Here is a 19,521-nt window from a genome sequence, read left to right as displayed (position 1 = left end):
GGCGGGCTTGGTTGCTGGCAGTATTACCCAGCACGCGCTGTCATACCAGTTCAATCCACGCTGAAGGCGTCAAGCGTGGGGGTTGCCCGTTGCATTTTGTAACTTCCGGCAACGTGATTTTACATGGACATCACTTGCCCCCTTCTCTAGCCTACGGCCTCCGTTGAATTGGGGACGCCGTGTGAAGCAACAGCCAGGTAAACGAAACCACGCCCTGTGGGGCTTCGTCGTGCTCGTCGCAAGCGCCTTGGCGCAGGCCAGCGAGAGCAACCCCGCAGGCCCGACGCTGGTCTACTCCTGGCCCGTCAACGCAGGCCCGCTCGACCCACGCGGCTACTCGCCCAACCAGATGTACGCCCAGGCCATGGTTTACGAACCGCTGGTGCGCTACACCGCCGCCGGTACCGTCGAACCCTGGCTGGCCACGGCCTGGCACGTATCGGACGATGGCATGGCCTACACCTTCACCCTGCGTGACGGGGTGCGCTTCAGCGACGGCACGCCGTTTGATGCAGCAGCGGCCAAGGCCAACCTGGATGCCGTGCTGGCCAACAGCCAACGCCACCGCTGGATGGAGCTGGTCACCACCCTTGAACGTGTCGAGGCGCCCGGCCGACTGACCCTGCGCCTGGTGCTCAAGCACCCCTACTACCCGACCCTGATGGAACTGGCCCAAGTGCGCCCACTGCGCTTCGCCTCGCCTCAGGCCAAACCTGGCCAGCCGGCCGGCACCGGGCCGTGGGTACGTACCGAATCGCGCCTGGGCGAGTTCGACCGCTTCCGGCGCAACCCTGATTACTGGGGGCCAAAGCCGGCCTACGGCGAAGTGATGGTGCGTGTCATCCCCGACCCCAACAGCCGTGCACTGGCCTTGCAGGCCGGGGAGATCGAGCTGATTCAGGGCGCCGCGGGTGAAATCACCGCCGGCACCTTCGTGCGCCTGCGCGACCAAGGCTACGCCACGGCGCTGTCGGCCCCACTGGCCACCCGTACGCTGGCAATGAACACCGGCCGCGGCGCCACCCGTGACCTGGCCGTGCGCCGGGCGATCAATGAAGCGGTGGACAAGCAAACCCTGATCGACAAGATGCTGTACGGCCTGGAGCCACGCGCAGACACCCTGTTCGCGCCCAACATGCCCTATGCCGACCTGGGCCTGAAGCCCTACCCCTACGACCCGGCCCCGGCCGCACGCAACCTTGATGCAGCAGGCTGGGTGCTGGGCCCGAACCAGGCGGTGCGCAGCAAGGGCGGCGAACCGCTGGCCATCGAGTTGGTGTTTCTCGGCACCAGCGCCCTGCAAAAAAGCCTGGCAGAAGCGCTGCAGGGCGAGCTGGCCAAGGTCGGCATCCAAATCGACCTGCGCGCCGTGGAAGAAGGCGCACTGGTGCGCCGGCAACGTGATGGCGACTTCGGCATGATCTTCGCCGACACCTGGGGCGCCCCCTACGACCCGCATTCATTTGTCAGTTCCATGCGCTATGCCGGCCACGCCGACTACATGGCCCAGCGCGGGCTGGCAATCAAGGACGAGCTGGACCAACGCATCGGCCAGGTCCTGGCCAGCACCGACGAGCAACAGCGTGCCGAGCAGTACCGGTACATCCTCACCACCTTGCACGAGCAAGCCGTGTACCTGCCCATTTCCTACCTCACCGCCATCAGCGTGCGCCGGGACTCGGTGGCCAACGTGCAGTTTGGCAGCACCCTGTTCGATGTGCCGTTCGAAGCCATGACACCAAAGCAGGAGCCCTGACATGTTGCGTTACCTCTGCCTGCGCCTGTTGTTGCTGGTGCCGGTGATGCTCGGCGTGTCGCTGCTGGTGTTCGTGTTGCTGCACCTGGGCAGCACCGACCCGGCGCTGGACTATTTGCGCCTGTCGCACATCCCCCCAACCGATGCCGCCATTGCCGAAGTGCGCCATGCCCTCGGGCTGGACCTGCCGCTTTACCAGCAATACCTGAGCTGGCTGTGGAAGGCCTTGCACCTGGACTTCGGCATCTCCTACCTCACGGGCCGGCCGGTGCTCGACGATTTGCTGTACTACCTGCCCGCCACCCTGCAATTGGGCAGCCTGGCCCTGGCGTGCACGCTGCTGCTGTCGATCCCGCTGGGGTTGCTGGCGGCACGCTGGCAGGGGCGTTGGCCTGACCATGCCGTGCGTGCGGTGACGTTTCTGGGCGTGTCCATGCCCAATTTCTGGCTGGCATTCTTGCTGATCGCGCTGTTTTCGCTGTGGCTGGGCTGGCTGCCGCCGTTGGGCCGGGGCAGTGCCGCGCACCTGGTGATGCCGGTGCTGGCCATCGCACTGATGTCTATGTCGATCAATGCCCGGCTGTTGCGGGCAAGCCTGCTGGAGGCCAGCGGCCAGCGCTACGTCACCTATGCCCGCGCCCGCGGCCTGCCGGAGCGCCGGGTGTGGCGTGACCACATTCTGCGCAATGCCTGGCTGCCCTTCGTGACCGCAACCGGCATGCACGTAGGTGAGCTGATTGGCGGTGCACTGGTGATCGAGACCATCTTCGCCTGGCCGGGCGTTGGCCGTTTCGCCGTGTCGGCGGTGCTCAACCGGGACTTCCCGGTGATGCAGTGCTTCACCCTGCTGCTCACCGGCCTGTTGATGCTCTGCAACCTGGTGGTGGATGTGTGCTACGTGTGGCTCGACCCCCGCAGCCGGCTGGAGGGTGCCCGCGCATGACTGCTTTGACCCAGTTGCACCGGCCCATGCTGGCAGGCCGCTTCAGCCTGATACTGGGGCTGCTGCTGGTCGGCCTGCTGGCCATGCTGGCACTGTTCGGCCCTTGGCTCGCACCCCACGACCCGGACCTGGTAAACCTCAGCCTGCGCCTGCAAGCTCCCGACGCCAGCCACTGGCTGGGCACCGACCACCTGGGCCGCGACCTGCTCTCGCGCTTGATCGTCGGCACCCGCCTGTCGTTGGGCAGCGTGATGCTCACCCTGGCGCTGGTGTTGGCCCTGGGCATCGCCGTGGGTGGCGTGGCCGGCTTTGTCGGCGGGCGCACCGACCTGCTGCTGATGCGCCTGTGCGACATGTTCATGACCTTCCCTACCCTGGTGCTGGCGTTCTTCTTCGTCACCCTGCTGGGCACCGGCCTGACCAATGTGATCGTGGCCATCGCCCTGTCTCACTGGGCCTGGTATGCGCGCATGGTACGCGGGCTGGTGATCGCCCAGCGTGGCCGTGAGTACGTGCTGGCGGCGCGGCTGGCCGGTGCCTCGCGCTGGGCACGCCTGCGCCAGCATGTGCTGCCGAACATTGCCGGCCCCCTGCTGGTGCTGGCGACCATGGACATCGGCCACATGATGTTGCACGTGTCGGGGTTGTCGTTCCTTGGCCTGGGGGTTACCCCGCCCGCCGCCGAGTGGGGCGTGATGATCAACGATGCCAAGGAGTTCATCTGGACCCACCCGCAGTTGCTGTTGTTGCCCGGCCTGATGATCTTCTTCTCGGTCATGGCCTTCAACCTGCTGGGCGATGCCCTGCGTGACCGGCTGGACCCCACCCGGGAGCACCACTAGATGACCCCCTCGACCCTTGAAATACGTGGCCTGCGCATCGAAAGCAAGGCCGGCACGCTGGTGCACGGCGTGGACCTGCAGCTGCGCCGTGGCGAAGTCTTCACCTTGGTGGGGGCCAGCGGCTCGGGCAAATCACTCAGTTGCCTGGGCATGCTCGACCTGCTCCCGCCAGGCCTGGCCCGCACGGGGGGCGAGTTGCTGCTCGACGGCAACTCCCAGGCCGCCAGCCAGGCCCGCGGGCGCCTGGCCAGCCTGGTGCTGCAAAACCCGCGCAGCGCCTTCAACCCGGTGCGCAACATGGCCAGCCATGGCCTGGAAACCCTGAAGCAACGCGGCATCACCGGGGCGCGCGCGCGTGAGCAGATGCAACAATGCCTGGATGCGGTCGGCCTGAGCGACAGCCCACGGGTGCTGCAGGCATTTGCCTTCCAGCTCAGCGGCGGCATGCTGCAGCGCATGATGATCGCCCTGGCGCTGATGGCCGAAACCCCGTTTCTGCTGGCGGACGAACCCACCAGTGACCTGGATGCATTGAGCCAGGCCCGTTTCCTCGACCTGTTGATGACGCTGGTGCAAGACCGTGGCCTGGGGGTATTGCTGGTGACCCACGACATGGGCGTGGTTGCCCGCTGCGCCGCTCAGGTGGCGGTGATGGACGCCGGGCGCATTGTCGAACGCCAAACCGTGCATGCGCTGTTTGCCAAACCGGCCAGCGCCACCGCCCGCCTGCTGCTGCAAGCCCACCAGACCCTTTGCGGGAGCCCGACATGACCTTGCTTCACGCACAACAGCTCAGCCACCGCTACCGTACCGGCGGGCTGCTGCACACGCGCAGCTGGCTGCAAGTGCTGGACGGTATCGACCTTCAGCTGCATGCCGGCCAATCCGTCGGCTTGCTGGGCAGCAGTGGCAGCGGCAAGAGCACCCTCGCCCGGTTGCTGCTTGGCCTGGAACGCCCGACCGAAGGCCAGGTGAGCTTTGCCGGGCGCGACGTCAGCCAATTACGCGGGGAACTGGCGCGCGACTTCCAGCGCACCGTGCAGTTGGTGTTTCAGGACGCCCCCGGCGCATTTAACCCACAACGCAGCATCGGCTGGAGCATTGCCGAACCCCTGCGCCACCTCAGCGGCCTGAACGAGGCTGAACGCCGTGACCGCGCCGAAGAACTGCTGGACCAGATGGCCCTGGGTGCCGAACATGCCGACCGCTTGCCCCATCAATTGAGCGGCGGCCAGTTGCAACGGGCCAACATTGCCCGGGCCTTGGCCATTTCACCGCGCATGGTGGTGCTGGATGAGGCCTTGTCGAACCTTGACCGGGTGTTGCAACTGCAACTGTTGCAGCGCCTGGAAGCCTTGCGCCAGCAGACCGGCACGGCGTTCGTGCTGATCAGCCATGACCTGAGCCTGGTGCGCTACTTTTGCCAGCGGGTGGTGGTGGTGAACGGCGGGCGTGTTGTTGAAGATACGCCGGTTGACGCAGGCCTGGTGTTCAAGCACCCGGTTGGCCAACAGCTGCAAGCTGCAGTGCTGCCGGCCATGCCGGCCAGCATGGACGGCAGTTGCCCGGGTTACGCCCGCCAAGAGGTGGCTACGGCCAGTTAATCCTTCAGCGCATCATGTGCCGTCTCGCGGCACATGAGCATCGCCACCAACGCCACCAGTGCCGCCGCCAGCAGGTACCCGGCCGGTGCGAGCTTGTTGCCCGTCACATGGATCAACCACGTGGCAATGAACGGCGCCGTGCCACCAAACAAGGCATTGGCCAGGTTGAAGCTCAAGGCAAAGCCGCTGAAGCGCACCCGGGTGGGGAAAATCTCGGCCAACAGGCATGGCAAGGTGCCGTCATTCATGGCCAGCATCGCGCCGAACAGAATCTGGATCGCCAGGATCACCAACAGCGGTTGCCCTTCCAGCAGTTTGAACAGCGGCACGGTCAAGCCCAAAAACAGCAGCGAGGCCACTACCAGCATGGTCTTGCGCCCATACCGGTCGGACAACCTGCCCATCAGGAAAATCAAACCAATATAGGTGGCCAGCGAAACGGTCGAGGCAATGAACGAATCGCGCTCGGTCATGCCCATCTCGGTGGACAGGTACGTCGGCATGTAGCTAAGCAACAGGTAGAACGCCACGGCGTTCAGGCAGGTGACGCCAAGGCCGATGGCCAGGCTGCGCCGGTGCTGGCTCATCAGCTCGCGGATCGGCGCCGGGGCCATGCAGGTTTTGCGCTCAAGGCGTTGCTCCATCTCCAGGAACTTGGGCGTGTCCTGCAGGCTCATGCGGATATAGCGCCCCACCAGGCCAAAGGGCGCGGCCAGCAGAAACGGCAGGCGCCAGCCCCAGCTGTGCAGGTCTTCGGTGCTGAGCAACTCGTGCAACACCGCCACGAACATTGCACCAAACAACAAGCCGGCGGCGGTGCTGGCTGGCACGATACTGGTGTACAACCCGCGCCGACCGGGCGGTGCGTACTCGGCCAGAAAGGCAGCAGCACCGGCGTATTCACCCGAGGCCGAAAACCCCTGCACCAACCGGATCAGCAATAACAGGCACGGTGCCCACAGGCCAATTTGCGCATAAGTGGGCAGCAGGCCGATGCAGAACGTGGAAATCGACATGATCAGGATCGACAACGACAAGGCATTGCGCCGCCCGTAGCGATCGCCCATGTGCCCCCAAACCACACCGCCCAGCGGGCGCACGAGGAATGACAGGGCAAACACCGCGAAGGTGGCCAGCAGTGCGCTGGTCTTGTCGGTTTGCGGGAAGAACGTGGCGGCGATGATGGTGGCGAGGTAGCCGTAGGCGGCGTAATCGAACCATTCGACGAAGTTGCCCATGAAACTGGCCCGGACGGCTTTGCGCAGGGCGTGGCGCTCGGCGCTGTGGCCGGCGCCGTCGAGGGTCGGGGCGTTCAGGGTGGTGGTGGTCATGACGGGTACCCTCTGGTTGTTCTAATTGGAGGCAGGGGCTGGTGGTCATACAGGGATTATTGTTGTTATCAAGGCTTGCCTCTTCGCGGGCCGTGCAACGCCCCGCGAAGAGGCTGGCGACGCGCTTTATTTGCGAATGATGTTGTGCTCCGGCCCGTACGGGAACTTTGTGATGTTCTCCGCGCCCGTCTCATTGACGATCAGGATGTCATGCTCACGGTACCCCCCTGCCCCCGGCCGACCTTCGGGCAGCATGATCATCGGCTCGATCGACACCACCATGCCCGGCTCCAGCACCGTGTCGATGTCTTCGCGCAGCTCAAGCCCCGCTTCGCGGCCATAGTAGTGGCTGAGGGTGCCGAACGAATGGCCATAGCCGAAGGTGCGGTATTGCAGCAGGTCGTGGCGCAGGAAAATTTCATTCAGCTCGTGGGCAATGTCGCAGCAACGCATACCCGGGCGCACCAGCTTGAGCCCTGCCTCGTGCACCTCGACGTTGGCCTGCCACAGGCGCAGGTAATCGTCCGGGCAGTGATCGAGGAACAACGTACGCTCAAGCGCGGTGTAGTAGCCGGCAATCATCGGGAAGCAGTTAAGGCTGAGGATATCGCCTTTGTTGACCTTGCGGCTGGTTACCGGGTTATGTGCGCCGTCGGTGTTGAGGCCGGACTGGAACCAGGTCCAGGTGTCCATCAATTCGCTGTCGGGGAAGCTTTTGGCAATTTCGCGCACCATCGCCTGGGTGGCATGCAGCGCCACTTCGTACTCCGGCACCTGGTCGCGCAGGGCCTCCACCACTGCCGCGCCCCCGATGTCGGCCACCCGGGCGCCATGGCGGATAAGCGCCTGCTCTTCAGCCGATTTGATCATGCGCATGCGCATGCACGGCGCACCGATGTCCAGCAGTTCGGCCCGGGGGTAGCAGGCGGCGAGCTTGCTGTGGTTTTGCAGGTTGAGGTGGTCGAACTCGACGCCGATGCGCGATGCCAGGGGCAGCGCCTGCTGGATGGCGACGAAGTAGTTGTCGCGCTGCCAGTCGGTGTAGACGATGTTGTCGGTGCCCACCGTGCGCCGCCAGGGTTGGCCACCGTCGATGTTGGCGCTGATCGTCACCACCTTGTCGTGGGTGACCACCAGGGCGTAGGGGCGGCCGAACGAGCAGTACAGGAAATCGCTGTAGTAGTTGACGTTGTGGTACGAGGTGAAGATGGCCGCCTCGATATCCTGCTCGGCCATGTAGGCCCGCAGGCGGGCATGGCGGGCGGCGTACTCTTGCGCAGAGAAGGTCGGCTTGACCTTGTCGCCGTTACGGATTTTGAGGGTCTGGGGCATTTGCATGGTCGGTGTTCCTTGTCGTTGAGAGCACGCTGTTTCAGGCCGGCCGCCTGAGAAGCATTGCAACAGAACGAACAAGGAGGTTTTTGTATCTATCCGACCTGGAATTGGCGGGATGGCCTACGGCTGGCCCGGCGCTAATCCTGTAGGAGCGGCTTTAGCCGCGAACACCGGCGAAGCCGGTGCCATCAACCGCGTGGGCTGAATCGCGGATAAATCCGCTCCTACAGGAGGGTGCGCCTGCGATTACGCTATTTCAGGTCAAACCGGTCCAGCTCCATGACTTTCACCCAGGCCGCCACGAAGTCCCGGACAAACTTGTCCTGGCCATCGCTGCTGCCATACACCTCGCTCAACGCCCGCAACTGGGCATGGGAGCCGAACACCAGGTCCACCCGGCTACCTGTCCACTTCACCTGCCCGGTCTTGCGATCACGGCCTTCGAAGGTTTCGTTGTCGGCCGAGGTCGGCTTCCATTCCACGCCCATGTCCAGCAGGTTACGGAAGAAGTCGTTGCTCAGGGTGCCGGGCTTGTCGGTGAACACGCCGAGCTTGCTGCCATCATGGTTGGCGCCCAGTACCCGCAGGCCGCCGATCAGCACGGTCAGCTCCGGGGCGCTTAGCGTCAGCAGTTGGGCTTTGTCCAGCAGCAGCTTCTCGGCCTTGACGCTGTAGCGCGCCTTGGTGAAGTTGCGCAAGCCATCGGCCAAGGGTTCCAGCACCGCGAACGATTCGACGTCTGTTTGCGCCTGCGAAGCATCGGTACGCCCGGGGTGGAACGCCACCGTACCGCTGTAACCGGCATCCTTGGCGGCTTTCTCGACAGCGGCCGTACCGGCCAGCACGATCAGGTCGGCCAGGGAGATTTTCTTGCCGCCAGCGTTGAACTCGGCCTGGATCTTCTCAAGCGCGCCCAGAACCTTGTCTGTGCCCTTGTTCGCCACCCATGACTTTTGCGGCTCCAGGCGCAGGCGCGCACCGTTAGCGCCACCACGTTTGTCGGAGCCGCGGAAGGTCGAGGCCGACGCCCAAGCGGTGGCCACCAGTTCGCCAACGCTCAGGCCCGAGGCCAGCACTTTGGCTTTGAGTGCGGCGATGTCCTGGTCGCCCACCAGTGGGTGGTCGACCTTGGGCAGCGGGTCTTGCCAGAGCAGCTCTTCATTGGGCATTTCGGGGCCCAGGTAACGTGCAAGCGGGCCCATGTCACGGTGGATCAGCTTGTACCAGGCGCGGGCGAAGGCGTCGGCGAGCTGGTCGGGGTTGTCCTTGAAGCGCCGGGCGATCGGCTCGTAGATCGGGTCAAAACGCAGCGCCAGGTCAGACGTGAGCATGGACGGTGCGTGTTTCTTGCTCGGGTCGTGGGCATCCGGCACGGTGCCTGCGCCTTTGCCTTCTTTTGGCCGCCACTGGTTTGCGCCAGCCGGGCTTTTGGTCAGTTCCCACTCGAAGTTGAACAGGTTGTTGAGGTACTCGTTGCTCCACTTGGTCGGCGTGGAGGTCCAAGTCACTTCCAGGCCGCTGGTGATGGTGTCGCCGCCTTTACCGGTGCCGAACTTGTTGGCCCAGCCAAAGCCCTGCAGCTCCAGCCCGGCAGCCTCCGGCTCGGGGCCGACGTTGTCGGCAGGGCCTGCGCCGTGGGTTTTGCCGAAGGCGTGGCCACCGGCGATCAGGGCGACGGTTTCTTCATCGTTCATGGCCATGCGGCCAAAGGTGTCACGGATGTCCTTGCCCGAGGCCACCGGGTCGGGGTTGCCTTCCGGGCCTTCCGGGTTTACGTAGATCAGGCCCATTTGCACGGCGGCCAGCGGGTTTTCCAGGTTGCGTTCGGGGGGCAGGTTGCGGCTTTGTTCCTCGCCATGCTTGGCGGGTTCGGCCACGAGGTCGCCCTGGCCCGGCGGCTGCGCCTTGGCCTGCTCCTTGCCGTAGCGGGTGTCGCCGCCCAGCCAGACCTTTTCCGAGCCCCAGTACACGTCTTCGTCCGGCTCCCAGACATCGGCACGGCCACCGGAGAAACCGAAGGTCTTGAAGCCCATGGACTCCAGCGCCACGTTGCCGGTGAGCACGATCAGGTCGGCCCAGGAGATCTTGTTGCCGTACTTTTGCTTGATCGGCCACAGCAAGCGCCGGGCCTTGTCGAGGCTGACGTTATCGGGCCAGCTGTTGAGCGGGGCAAAGCGCTGCTGGCCGGAGCCTGCACCGCCCCGGCCATCGCCAATGCGGTAGGTGCCGGCACTGTGCCAGGCCATGCGGATGAACAGCGGGCCGTAGTGGCCGAAGTCGGCGGGCCACCAGTCCTGCGAGTCGGTCATCAAGGCGGTGAGGTCACGCTTCAAGGCCTGGAAGTCCAGGCTCTTGAACGCCTTGGCGTAGTCGAAGTCCGGGTCAGGGCTGGACTTGGACGAATGTTGGTGAAGAATCCTCAGATTGAGCTGGTCAGGCCACCAGTCACGGTTGGTGGTGCCGCCACCTGCGGTTTGATGGAACGGGCATTTCGATTCGTTCGACATCTGCTGTTACCTTTGGGTCGGTTATCCAGATTTCCGGTCTATGCCAGGTGTTCTTTCAGCCGAGCACACGGGCTCATGCCTACCCCTCATCAGGTCTACACGGGGCTTGCGAAGCTGTCACGGCGCGGCATTGCGGTCTTGCACGCAGGTGCTGCCACACCGCCGATACGCGGGGCCAGAGTGAAGACTAGCCGAGCATCGGCAGGTTTCTAATAGAGTGGCTATAGCGGGGTGATAGGTTGGCTCTGTCAGGGCACATTCCTACAAGGCACAACGCCTGCCCTCATGCTTCAATACACCGCCCATTCCTTACCCAACGAGCCGACCTGAATGAACCGCAACGACCTGCGCCGCGTCGACATGAACCTGCTGGTGCTGTTCGAGGCCCTGATGATCGAACGCAACCTGACCCGCGTGGGTGAAAAGCTGTTCATCACCCAGTCCACCGTCAGCGCTGCCCTCGCCCGCCTGCGCGAATTGTTCGACGACCCGTTGTTGATCCGCAGTGGCCGCGCCATGGAGCCGACCCCACGGGCGATGCAGATCTTCGCCGAACTCGGCCCGGCCATGGACGTGATCTCGGCCGCCATCAGCCGCGCCCGCGAGTTCGACCCGGCCAATAGCTGCAACGTGTTCCGCCTGGGCTTGTCGGACGATGCCGAGTTCGGCCTGTTCCCCGCCCTGCTGCAAGCCCTGCAAGAAGAAGCGCCGCAGATCAGCGTGGTGGTGCGCCGCGCCAACTTCCTGCTGATGCCCAGCCTGCTGGCCAGCGGCGAAATCTCGGTGGGCGTGAGCTACACCACCGACCTGCCTGCCACTGCCAAACGCCGCAAGTTGCGCAACATCGGCGTGCGGGTGCTGCGCGCCGATGACCGCCCCGGCCCGCTGACCCTGGACGAATACTGCGCCAGGCCCCATGTGATGGTGTCGTTCTCCGGCGACATGAGCGGCAACATCGACCTCGACCTGGCGCGTATCGGCCGCAGCCGCAAGGTGGTGCTGGCGGTGCCGCAGTTCGGCAGCCTGCGCGCGTTGCTGCGCAACACCGAAATGATCGCCACCGTGCCGGACTACGCCGCCTGCGCCCTGGCCGATGACGGCAGCCTGCGTGCAGACCCGGCACCGTTTGACATCACCGAGGCAGAACTGTCGATGGTCTGGAGCGGTGCCCAGGACTGCGACCCGGCCGAACGCTGGTTGCGCGAACGCATCCTGCAGTTCATGGCCAGCCCGGCGTGATGCATCGACTTCGTCGATAACCACCATGAATGCCATCAAGTTCCGCAAGGGGCAGCCCAGGCGGAAGATGGCGGCATTCACTGATCGACGAGGCCTCACCCATGAAAACCGGCATGCTTGCAGCTCTGTTCGCCCTGTTCGCCGCCCTCGGTGGTTGCGCTTCGCCAGCGGCCACTGGCGGTGCACAACCTTACGGGCACTTTTACAGCGCCACGGCCATTTCCAATGTGGCGCTGGCACCGGGGCAGCGTGTAGCGGTGCTGTTGGGCCGCAACGCCGAAACCACCCTGGCTTACCTGCAGCAGCACCGTGGTGAAACTGCCGGAAACGCCCGCGCTCAAGGCGTGCCTGTGGCCACCCTCAACGGCGGCAGCCAGGCGTATGACTGGCTGGCCCGCTCACTGGCTCAGGAATTTGCCGAAGTCACGTTCTACGAAGACCTGGACACCCTGCTCGCCGACCAGCCGGACGTGATCGTGCTGCTCGATACCGAAAGCCGCCTGGCCAGCGCCGACATCGAGAGCCGGGTGGTGGCACGCTTTTTCGATGAACAAATGACCTACATCGGCCGTGCCGAAGGGCGGGCGCACAAGGCGCTCGGCGATGTGGCTCAGGTCGAGGACGATGAGCGCGCGGTGCAGGCGGATGCCTTGCGGGATTTTGATGCCTCGCTGAAAGCCCTGCTGCAGGGCCGCGCCTGACGGCTGGCGTGTCAATTCATACAATCAGAAGACATCTCATGGATTCTTCCTACAGCATTTTCAGACGCTCAAAAACCCTCTAGCACGCTGTTCCTCGCTAGTGTTCATGGCTCGATAAAAAGCCGAACACAGGTAAGGAACGCCCATGCATGAAGCCACCGTCAGCCGCGCCGTCTCCGGCCCGCCCTGCACCCCGCGCATCCCCATCCTGCCCGTGCGCTATGCCATCGTCCCGCGCAGTGCCGACGCCCCGGCCTACCGCTATGCCGACGCCGGCTTCAACCTCGAACACGGCTTCCCGGGCCTGCAGCATTCGGCCTACACCCTGCGTGCCCTACGCCCTGGCTACGTCTACGTGTTCATGAAGGGCCGTTCGGGCCAGAAACTGGTCATCCACGAGTACGACGGCGCCGGCCTGTACAAGGAGCTGCGCTACCGCTGCCTGGAGCACTACCACCGCCGCGACTGCATGCGCGCCAGCCGCAGCATGCGCTGGGTCTGGGCCGACACCTGCCAGGACACCGCCAGGGAAGTGTGGATTGCCTACAGCCCGCACCTGTGGAGCAACGCCGTCACCACCCGCATCACCGGTTCGGTGGCCCAGCGCCAGCGGCACATGCGCCAGTTGGACATGGCCGAACTCATCAACGGCAACCAGGCCCCGTCCACCCAACCCCACGTGTTGCCAGTCAGCGCCCTGCAAACCTGGGTCGAAGACTACAAACCCACCGACCAGCAGATGCCCCTGACCTGGAGCAGCCACGCCTTCAACAGCACCCTGCCCCTCGGCGGGCTGCTCGGCACCGCCCGCCATTACCCCGGTGCCCAGCCCAAGGTGCCGGCGGTAGTCGCCCTGGCCGACGCCGAAGGCATGGCGCTGGACCTGAGCCTGTCGGTGGCCGCCTACCAGCATCAACTGCGCGACCTGCTGCCCAGGCAACCCCTGCCCCACCTGAGGCCCGCCGAAGCCCCGGAGCACCAGCGAATACCGGCCTGCTTCCGGCTCGATGCCGAGCAGCTGAGCGCCGAGAGCCGGGACTTTCACCACCGCAACCTGGTGGCCATGCTGCTCGACAAGACCCTGCAAAGCCTCTACCCGAACGATGTCGACAACCTGCAACTGGCCGCATTCCGGCTGGGCCTGGAGCGCAAAGGGCCGGCGCTGTCCGATTCCGCTGCCCGCTACGACGCCCTCACCCACGAACGTTACTCCCCGAACGGCGCCCGCCTGGGGCAGCGCATCGACCGCGAAAAGTACCTGCAGTTTCTGGCCGAACGCGACCAGCTGGAGGAACGTATCACCGCCCACCGCGAACGGGCCCTGCAGGCCAGCCACGACCACGACACCTGGCTGGCCACCGCCGAGTCCGGCCAAATCGACAACCCTTACAGCCTGGCCGCCGCACTGGCTTGCTATGACCGCGACGAACGCCTCTCTGCCCGCGGGCTGGAAGTTGCCCTGGCCCTGCTGATTCACCCGATGGGCCAGCCGACGCCCGGCACCGAAGACCAGGACCGCAGGTTTAAACGCCTGGAGCAGTGGCTGGACCAGCACGACAGCCCGCTGTACGTGGCCCTGGCGCCGTTCAACCCGTTCCGCGACAAGGCCGATTCGGTCGGCACCCTGCTCGGCGGCGGCGACAACGTGATCGAAGGGTTGGCGGGACGGTTTCCGGCGATTGCTGGCATCACCGACCTCACCGCCCAGTCGGTGCATGCGGTGGTGCTCAAGCGCATGCGCGGGCAAACGCGCTGGGATGCCAGCCGCAGTTTGCGCCAGCAGGTGATGGCAGCATCGCAGGAAGCCAATGCCGAGAAGGCGCTGGGGTTATTGGGGGCTAGGTACCAGATTACCGATCAGGCGATTCGGGAGAATCCGTTTAGCCAGGAGGTGGAGCGGTATTTGAAGCAGGGGATGGCGCAGGTTGAGGAGATGAAGCAACTGCGTATCTCAGGCAGCCGGACCGTAACGCTGGAAATGACCACGACGGCGCGGGCCAAGCCCACGTTTCTCGGCTTGCTCACCTCCAACGGCGGCGGGGCTTTGAACACGGGCATGCTCTGGTTCAATGTGGTGGCGCTGCAAAATGCCTACAACAGCCTGCAGAAAAGCAACATGCCGGAATACACGACCGGGTTTGCGGCTTCAATCTTTGGCGTAATCGGCGCGGCGGCGGCGACCTTGGTCAGTGTTCGAGCGACGCAGAAAGCGTTGATCTTGAAGTTGAGCAGTACCTTGCCGGGGATGGCGTTTGGCAATGGGTTGGTCAAGTTCCTAGGGAGTAATTTGTTTGCGCGCCTCACGGGATATCCCGCAGTAATAATGGGGCTTGTTTCAGACAGCGCAAAGGCGTGGCGCCAAAACAATAACGGCGGCGCTGATGCCGCGACATATACATTTGCCGGTGGCATTACAGTAGCCGCAGGCTCGGTTGTTGCACTTGAGGCAGGGTTGGCTATTGCTGGCGTAACGTCAGTAGTTCCCTTCGCCGGTTGGGCTGCAGCTGCGTTACTCCTATTCGGGGCAGCCATCATGGCAGGCGGACTTTATTTACATGCCAAGGCATATGAACATCTGCATTCCCCCATCGAATTATGGGCTGCACGTAGCCAGTTTGGAAACCGCAAAAACGATGGCGAAATTCGTTCTGGCATTGCCTTGGACCATAAAAAGCGACTGCCTAAATTTTCTACACCACTCGCTGAGCTCGAAGCCTGGCATGACGAACATTACGCGCCTAAATTATTAACATCTGAGCAAGCACAATCTCTCGGTGTTGGCGGTACAGATACCCAGTGGCACAGAAACAGTGCCTGGTCGCCACCAAGCTGGACAGCCATAACACACAACGAAGTACCCACCCCTCAGGAAACAGCAGAATTCACTGTATTCCTGCCCAGCTTTATTCTAGGGACTAGCGAATGGTCAGGAAGCTTAAGCAGTGAAAATAAAGACCAAGGGCTGACTACTCATTCAATAGCGCCTGAAGTTTATATCGTAGGGGGCGGTCTAATCCTGCACATTCAGAATACAATCTCCGGTCAAAATCATGCTTCACTCCATCTTGCCTACAAACCCAACCAAGGCTTGGCTGAAGATAAAGAAGTCACCTTGACGTTTCGTCTGGAGCGCCAATAATGGCTACTACGTGGTTATTCAGCGCTCACTCTCACTCTGGACATGAACCTGCAATCAAAGGACAGGTAACCAGTTCATCCAAAATTATACTGTGCCTGCGCAACCCTTGGATAACAGACGCTGTGTTCATGGCGAAGTTGCATAGCGCGGCCATCATCGTATCCGCCGCAGGGTTGTATCCATTTCTGCTATCTGAGCAGGCTTGGGATCCTTATACCTTCAATCCCGCGCTCATAGCCGGAACGGCACTTGCCCCATTAATTTTCGCTCCCTTTCTGGTATATAGGATTTACTTTATAAAGCGGTTGTCCGGATTTTACTTTAATCGCAGTTCCGAAAAAATCTACTACCAACGCAGCAAAAAACTTTTCATGTTCGACTGGAACAATGTCTGTGGCGGGGTATTCAAACGCACCGAGTTCGGCGGCTCATCTTTCAGCACCAGCTACGCCCTCGCCTTCGCCCCCCGCCGCACCGACGGCACCCTCCACCAAAAAGACTGCCTCTGGGTCGACAGCAACGAACCCACCGATTCCAGTGTGAAACACGTCGCCGAAGTCTGGGAATACCTGCGCCATTTCATGGACCACGGCCCCGACAAGCTCCCCCCGCCCGGCGAACCCAACTGGTGGCACAAACCCCTGCACGCCATCTGCCTCACCCCCGCCGAAGCCTGGCGCCACTACGCCCCGTGGCGCACCGGCGAACCCGGTGAAATGCAGGGCAAGAAAAACTGGCAACTGCCCTTCTGGGCCGTGCTGTTCCCCTACAACCTCACCGTAGCCCTGTGCTGGTACGTGATCTGTCGCACCTTCAACGTACGCCCTGCACCTGCGCCGCCCGAAGCCTTCGAGCAAGCCCCTGCTCAGCTCCGCAAAGGAAAGCGCAAATGAATGAAGCCACCGTCAGCCGCGCCGTCTCCGGCCCACCCTGCACTCCGCGCATCCCCATCCTGCCCGTGCGCTACGCCATCGTCCCGCGCAGTGCCGATGCCCCCGCCTACCGCTATGCCGACGCCGGCTTCAACCTCGAACACGGCTTCCCGGCCCTGCAGCATTCGGCCTACACCCTGCGTGCCCTGCGCCCTGGCTACGTCTACGTGTTCATGAAGGGCCGTTCGGGCCAGAAACTGGTCATCCACGAGTACGACGGCGCCGGCCTGTACAAGGAGCTGCGCGACCTGCTGCCCAGGCAACCCCTGCCCCACCTGAGGCCCGCCGAAGCCCCGGAGCACCAGCGAATACCGGCCTGCTTCCGGCTCGATGCCGAGCAGCTGAGCGCCGAGAGCCGGGACTTTCACCACCGCAACCTGGTGGCCATGCTGCTCGACAAGACCCTGCAAAGCCTCTACCCGAACGATGTCGACAACCTGCAACTGGCCGCATTCCGGCTGGGTTTGGAGCGCAAAGGGCCGGCGCTGTCCGATTCCGCTGCCCGCTACGACGCCCTCACCCACGAACGTTACTCCCCGAACGGCGCCCGCCTGGGGCAGCGCATCGACCGCGAAAAGTACCTGCAGTTTCTGGCCGAACGCGACCAGCTGGAGGAACGTATCACCGCCCACCGCGAACGGGCCCTGCAGGCCAGCCACGACCACGACACCTGGCTGGCCACCGCCGAGTCCAGCCAAATCGACAACCCTTACAGCCTGGCCGCCGCACTGGCTTGCTATGACCGCGACGAACGCCTCTCTGCCCGCGGGCTGGAAGTTGCCCTGGCCCTGCTGATTCACCCGATGGGCCAGCCGACGCCCGGCACCGAAGACCAGGACCGCAGGTTTAAACGCCTGGAGCAATGGCTGGACCAGCACGACAGCCCGCTGTACGTGGCCCTGGCCCCGTTCAACCCGTTCCGCGACAAGGCCGATTCGGTCGGCACCCTGATCTCAGCCGATCAGGCTGAAGCCCTAGGCGTAGGAAAACTTGAAAGTGCTTGGAAGCAAGGTGCGTCACGGCCTAATCCACACTGGAACAAAACCACGCAACAAAAAGAGCTACCCCGGAGCACAGCAGAGTTCACGATCATTCTGCGAGACTTCATTATTGGTCAAAGTGAGTGGTCTGCCACCTTAAGAGATGGCAGTCAAGACGAGCACCCCACTTCAATCAGCTTCACGCCTCATTGCCATACCACACCCTTCGGTCTCGTCATAAACATCAAAATCGATGCCAACACGTATAAGAAATTGATACTGGACATAACATACCAAGCCAACCAAGGCTCGCTTGACGACATAAAAATCAACAAACAATTTAAGCTTGAGAGGTAGTCTCATGCCTACAATATGGCTATTCAACGCTCATCACGACAGTCGAATTAAACCAGCCATTGGAGGCCAGCTAAAAAAAATCTCAAATCACGTACTAAGCTTACACAACCCGTGGGCAATTGACTCAGTATTCATGGGAAAAATATACACAGCCATGATTGCGACAATGGCCGCACTTACATACCCTGAACTAATCACCCTGCAAGCACCATTCAACGGTGACTATGAAGGACTAGTGATTAGGTTATTGCTTCCACTTACCTTTGCACCGTTCTTAATTTACCGAATTTATTTCATCAAGAACCTATCCAGCATCTATTTCAACCGCCTCACAAAAAAAATCTACTGCCAGCATTCAGACAAGTTACTCACATTAGACTGGCCCACCATGGCCGGCGGCCTCTTCAGCCGTACCGAATTCGGCGGCGCCTCCTTCAGCACCAGCCACGCCCTTGCCCTCGCCCCCTACCGCGCCGACGGCACCCTCCATCTGAAAGACGGCTTCTGGATAGACAGCAACGAGCCCACCGATGCCAGCGTGAAACACGTCGCCGAAGTCTGGGAATACCTGCGCCATTTCATGGACCACGGCCCCGACAAGCTCCCCCCGCCCGGCGAACCCAATTGGTGGCACAAACCCTGGCACGCCATCTGCCTCCCCCCCGCTGAAGCCTGGCGCCACTACGCCCCGTGGCGTACCGGCGAACCCGGTGAAATGCAGGGCAAGAAGAACTGGCAATTGCCCTTCTGGGCCGTGCTGTTCCCCTACAACCTCACCGTGGCCCTGTGCTGGTACGTGATCTGTCGCACCTTCAACGTACGCGCGGCACCGCCGCCGCCGGAGGCATTTGAAGAAGCGCCCATGCCCGCAAAAAAGAGAAAACGTCGGTGAACACTTATTTCTTACGCTGCATCCAGGCCGCGCCCAGCCCGCTCAGGCAGATGATCCCGATTCCCAGCAAACTCGAGCGGTCCGGCACCTGGCTGTAAATCACTGCCCCCAACAACCCGGCAAACACGATTTGGCAATAGCTGAACGGCGCCAACAACGCGGGCGCCGCATGCCGGAATGCCTGGGTCAGCAGTAGGTGTGCGCTCATGCCAAAACCACCCAGCGCCAGCATCAGCAAGGCGTGGTCCCAGCGCGGCACTTCCCAGAAGAACGGCACCAACGCGCTCATCACCAAGGTGTTGCACAACCCGGCGTAGAAGTTGCTGGTGGTCGGGCTGTCATGGGCGGCCAGAATGCGGGTGAGCAACTGGTAGAAGCAAAAGCCCAGGGCTGAACCAAACGGGTAGAGAATCGCAGGCGTGAACATGGCACCGCCTGGGTGCACCACCACCAGCACGCCGATAAAGCCCAGTACCACCGCCACCCACTGGCCGACCGTGACGCGCTCCTTGAGCAGCGGCGCTGACAGCGCCGTGACCAGCACCGGAGCAAGGAAGTTGACGGCAGTGGCCTCCGCCAAAGGCAAATACTGCAGGCCGGTGGTGAACAGCAGGCTGGTGCTGAGCAGGCTCAGTGCCCGCAGCGTCTGCAACACCGGGCGACGTGTACGCAACACATTCAGGCCGGCCTTGGGCAGGAAGATGCCCGCCATCAGCAGGGTATGCACCAGGTAGCGTGCCCACACCACCATGATGATCGGGTACAGGCCACCAAGGAATTTGGACAGGGCATCGTGGCTGGCAAACAGAAACGTTGCCACCACCACCAGAGCGATGCCGCGCAAGGGTTGGTTGACTCCGGATAACGGTGTACTGGAACTCATGGCGTTCTCGGCGGCGGCGCGGCTGAATGCTGCGCCAGGGGAAGGCAGGTGCGACAGAGCGAATTCTAGAAGAGATACGA

General features: G+C 62.8%; 14 protein-coding genes and 1 pseudogene. 11 read left to right on the top strand and 4 right to left on the bottom strand.

Annotated elements, in window-relative coordinates:
* Positions 1-181: 181 nt before the first annotated feature.
* The 5 genes from nikA to nikE are packed head-to-tail and all read left to right on the top strand — an operon-like array spanning position 182 to position 5,145.
* On the top strand, positions 182-1,756 hold the full coding sequence (gene nikA / locus PVV54_RS10600; protein WP_274909875.1) for a nickel ABC transporter substrate-binding protein: 1,575 nt from the start codon (positions 182-184) through the stop codon (positions 1,754-1,756).
* 1 nt (position 1,757) lies between these two features.
* Positions 1,758-2,699 (top strand): nickel ABC transporter permease subunit NikB, encoded by a 942-nt coding sequence (gene nikB, locus PVV54_RS10595; protein WP_274909874.1) that lies wholly within the window; start codon positions 1,758-1,760, stop codon positions 2,697-2,699.
* Positions 2,696-3,541, top strand: a complete 846-nt coding sequence (gene nikC, locus PVV54_RS10590) for a nickel ABC transporter permease subunit NikC (protein ID WP_274909873.1) — start codon at positions 2,696-2,698, stop codon at positions 3,539-3,541. Before nikB ends, nikC begins: the two co-directional genes overlap by 4 nt.
* The gene (locus tag PVV54_RS10585) at positions 3,542-4,312 is read left to right on the top strand and encodes an ATP-binding cassette domain-containing protein (protein ID WP_274909872.1); all 771 of its coding nucleotides are present in this window, start codon (positions 3,542-3,544) and stop codon (positions 4,310-4,312) included.
* The gene (gene nikE / locus PVV54_RS10580; protein ID WP_274909871.1) at positions 4,309-5,145 is read left to right on the top strand and encodes a nickel import ATP-binding protein NikE; all 837 of its coding nucleotides are present in this window, start codon (positions 4,309-4,311) and stop codon (positions 5,143-5,145) included. The genes PVV54_RS10585 and nikE overlap by 4 nt, the downstream gene beginning before the upstream one ends.
* Here nikE and PVV54_RS10575 read toward each other — a convergent pair.
* The 3 genes from PVV54_RS10575 to katG all read right to left on the bottom strand — a co-directional run bounded on the left by PVV54_RS10575 (position 5,142) and on the right by katG (position 10,318).
* Entirely contained in the window at positions 5,142-6,476 is a 1,335-nt protein-coding gene (locus PVV54_RS10575) for an MFS transporter (protein WP_274909870.1), read from the bottom strand. The two genes, nikE and PVV54_RS10575, sit on opposite strands and share 4 nt — an antisense overlap.
* A gap of 126 nt (positions 6,477-6,602) precedes the next feature.
* Positions 6,603-7,814, bottom strand: a complete 1,212-nt coding sequence (locus PVV54_RS10570) for a M24 family metallopeptidase (protein ID WP_274909869.1) — start codon at positions 7,812-7,814, stop codon at positions 6,603-6,605.
* Between the two features lie 248 nt (positions 7,815-8,062).
* Positions 8,063-10,318, bottom strand: coding sequence for a catalase/peroxidase HPI (gene katG, locus PVV54_RS10565; protein WP_274909868.1), 2,256 nt, complete (start codon positions 10,316-10,318; stop codon positions 8,063-8,065).
* Positions 10,319-10,648: 330 nt separating this feature from the next.
* Between katG and PVV54_RS10560 the strand changes: the two genes are divergently transcribed.
* The 6 genes and pseudogenes from PVV54_RS10560 (at position 10,649) to PVV54_RS10535 (ending at position 18,558) form a co-directional block, all read left to right on the top strand.
* Positions 10,649-11,557 carry a LysR family transcriptional regulator gene (locus PVV54_RS10560; protein ID WP_274909867.1) on the top strand — a complete coding sequence of 303 codons (909 nt, stop codon included), beginning with the start codon at positions 10,649-10,651 and terminating at the stop codon, positions 11,555-11,557.
* Between the two features lie 113 nt (positions 11,558-11,670).
* Positions 11,671-12,258, top strand: coding sequence for a hypothetical protein (locus PVV54_RS10555; protein WP_274909866.1), 588 nt, complete (start codon positions 11,671-11,673; stop codon positions 12,256-12,258).
* A gap of 145 nt (positions 12,259-12,403) precedes the next feature.
* Entirely contained in the window at positions 12,404-15,397 is a 2,994-nt protein-coding gene (locus PVV54_RS10550) for a T6SS effector BTH_I2691 family protein (RefSeq protein ID WP_274909865.1), read from the top strand.
* Entirely contained in the window at positions 15,397-16,290 is an 894-nt protein-coding gene (locus PVV54_RS10545; protein ID WP_274909864.1) for a DUF6708 domain-containing protein, read from the top strand. The genes PVV54_RS10550 and PVV54_RS10545 overlap by 1 nt, the downstream gene beginning before the upstream one ends.
* A pseudogene (locus PVV54_RS10540) lies at positions 16,287-17,288 on the top strand (toxin VasX); the annotation flags it as partial. The gene PVV54_RS10545 and the pseudogene PVV54_RS10540, both read left to right, overlap by 4 nt.
* A gap of 382 nt (positions 17,289-17,670) precedes the next feature.
* Positions 17,671-18,558 carry a DUF6708 domain-containing protein gene (locus tag PVV54_RS10535; protein ID WP_274909863.1) on the top strand — a complete coding sequence of 296 codons (888 nt, stop codon included), beginning with the start codon at positions 17,671-17,673 and terminating at the stop codon, positions 18,556-18,558.
* Positions 18,559-18,562: 4 nt separating this feature from the next.
* Here PVV54_RS10535 and PVV54_RS10530 read toward each other — a convergent pair whose 3' ends face one another.
* Positions 18,563-19,441, bottom strand: a complete 879-nt coding sequence (locus PVV54_RS10530; RefSeq protein WP_274909862.1) for a DMT family transporter — start codon at positions 19,439-19,441, stop codon at positions 18,563-18,565.
* Positions 19,442-19,521: the final 80 nt, after the last annotated feature.

It is taken from the genome of Pseudomonas sp. PSKL.D1 (assembly GCF_028898945.1).
Classification (GTDB): domain Bacteria; phylum Pseudomonadota; class Gammaproteobacteria; order Pseudomonadales; family Pseudomonadaceae; genus Aquipseudomonas.
This window is presented reverse-complemented; position numbering and strand designations above follow the sequence as displayed.

Excerpts from the sequence above, each read along its gene's own strand:
- PVV54_RS10555 (WP_274909866.1), top strand. The coding sequence starts at position 11,671 with ATGCTTGCAGCTCTGTTCGCCCTGTTCGCCGCCCTCGGTGGTTGCGCT.
- PVV54_RS10585 (WP_274909872.1), top strand. The coding sequence starts at position 3,542 with ATGACCCCCTCGACCCTTGAAATACGTGGCCTGCGCATCGAAAGCAAG.
- PVV54_RS10560 (WP_274909867.1), top strand. The coding sequence starts at position 10,649 with ATGAACCGCAACGACCTGCGCCGCGTCGACATGAACCTGCTGGTGCTG.
- PVV54_RS10550 (WP_274909865.1), top strand. The coding sequence starts at position 12,404 with ATGCATGAAGCCACCGTCAGCCGCGCCGTCTCCGGCCCGCCCTGCACC.
- PVV54_RS10570 (WP_274909869.1), bottom strand. The coding sequence starts at position 7,814 with ATGCAAATGCCCCAGACCCTCAAAATCCGTAACGGCGACAAGGTCAAG.
- PVV54_RS10545 (WP_274909864.1), top strand. The coding sequence starts at position 15,397 with ATGGCTACTACGTGGTTATTCAGCGCTCACTCTCACTCTGGACATGAA.
- nikB (WP_274909874.1), top strand. The coding sequence starts at position 1,758 with ATGTTGCGTTACCTCTGCCTGCGCCTGTTGTTGCTGGTGCCGGTGATG.
- katG (WP_274909868.1), bottom strand. The coding sequence starts at position 10,318 with ATGTCGAACGAATCGAAATGCCCGTTCCATCAAACCGCAGGTGGCGGC.
- PVV54_RS10575 (WP_274909870.1), bottom strand. The coding sequence starts at position 6,476 with ATGACCACCACCACCCTGAACGCCCCGACCCTCGACGGCGCCGGCCAC.
- PVV54_RS10535 (WP_274909863.1), top strand. The coding sequence starts at position 17,671 with ATGCCTACAATATGGCTATTCAACGCTCATCACGACAGTCGAATTAAA.
- nikC (WP_274909873.1), top strand. The coding sequence starts at position 2,696 with ATGACTGCTTTGACCCAGTTGCACCGGCCCATGCTGGCAGGCCGCTTC.
- nikE (WP_274909871.1), top strand. The coding sequence starts at position 4,309 with ATGACCTTGCTTCACGCACAACAGCTCAGCCACCGCTACCGTACCGGC.
- PVV54_RS10530 (WP_274909862.1), bottom strand. The coding sequence starts at position 19,441 with ATGAGTTCCAGTACACCGTTATCCGGAGTCAACCAACCCTTGCGCGGC.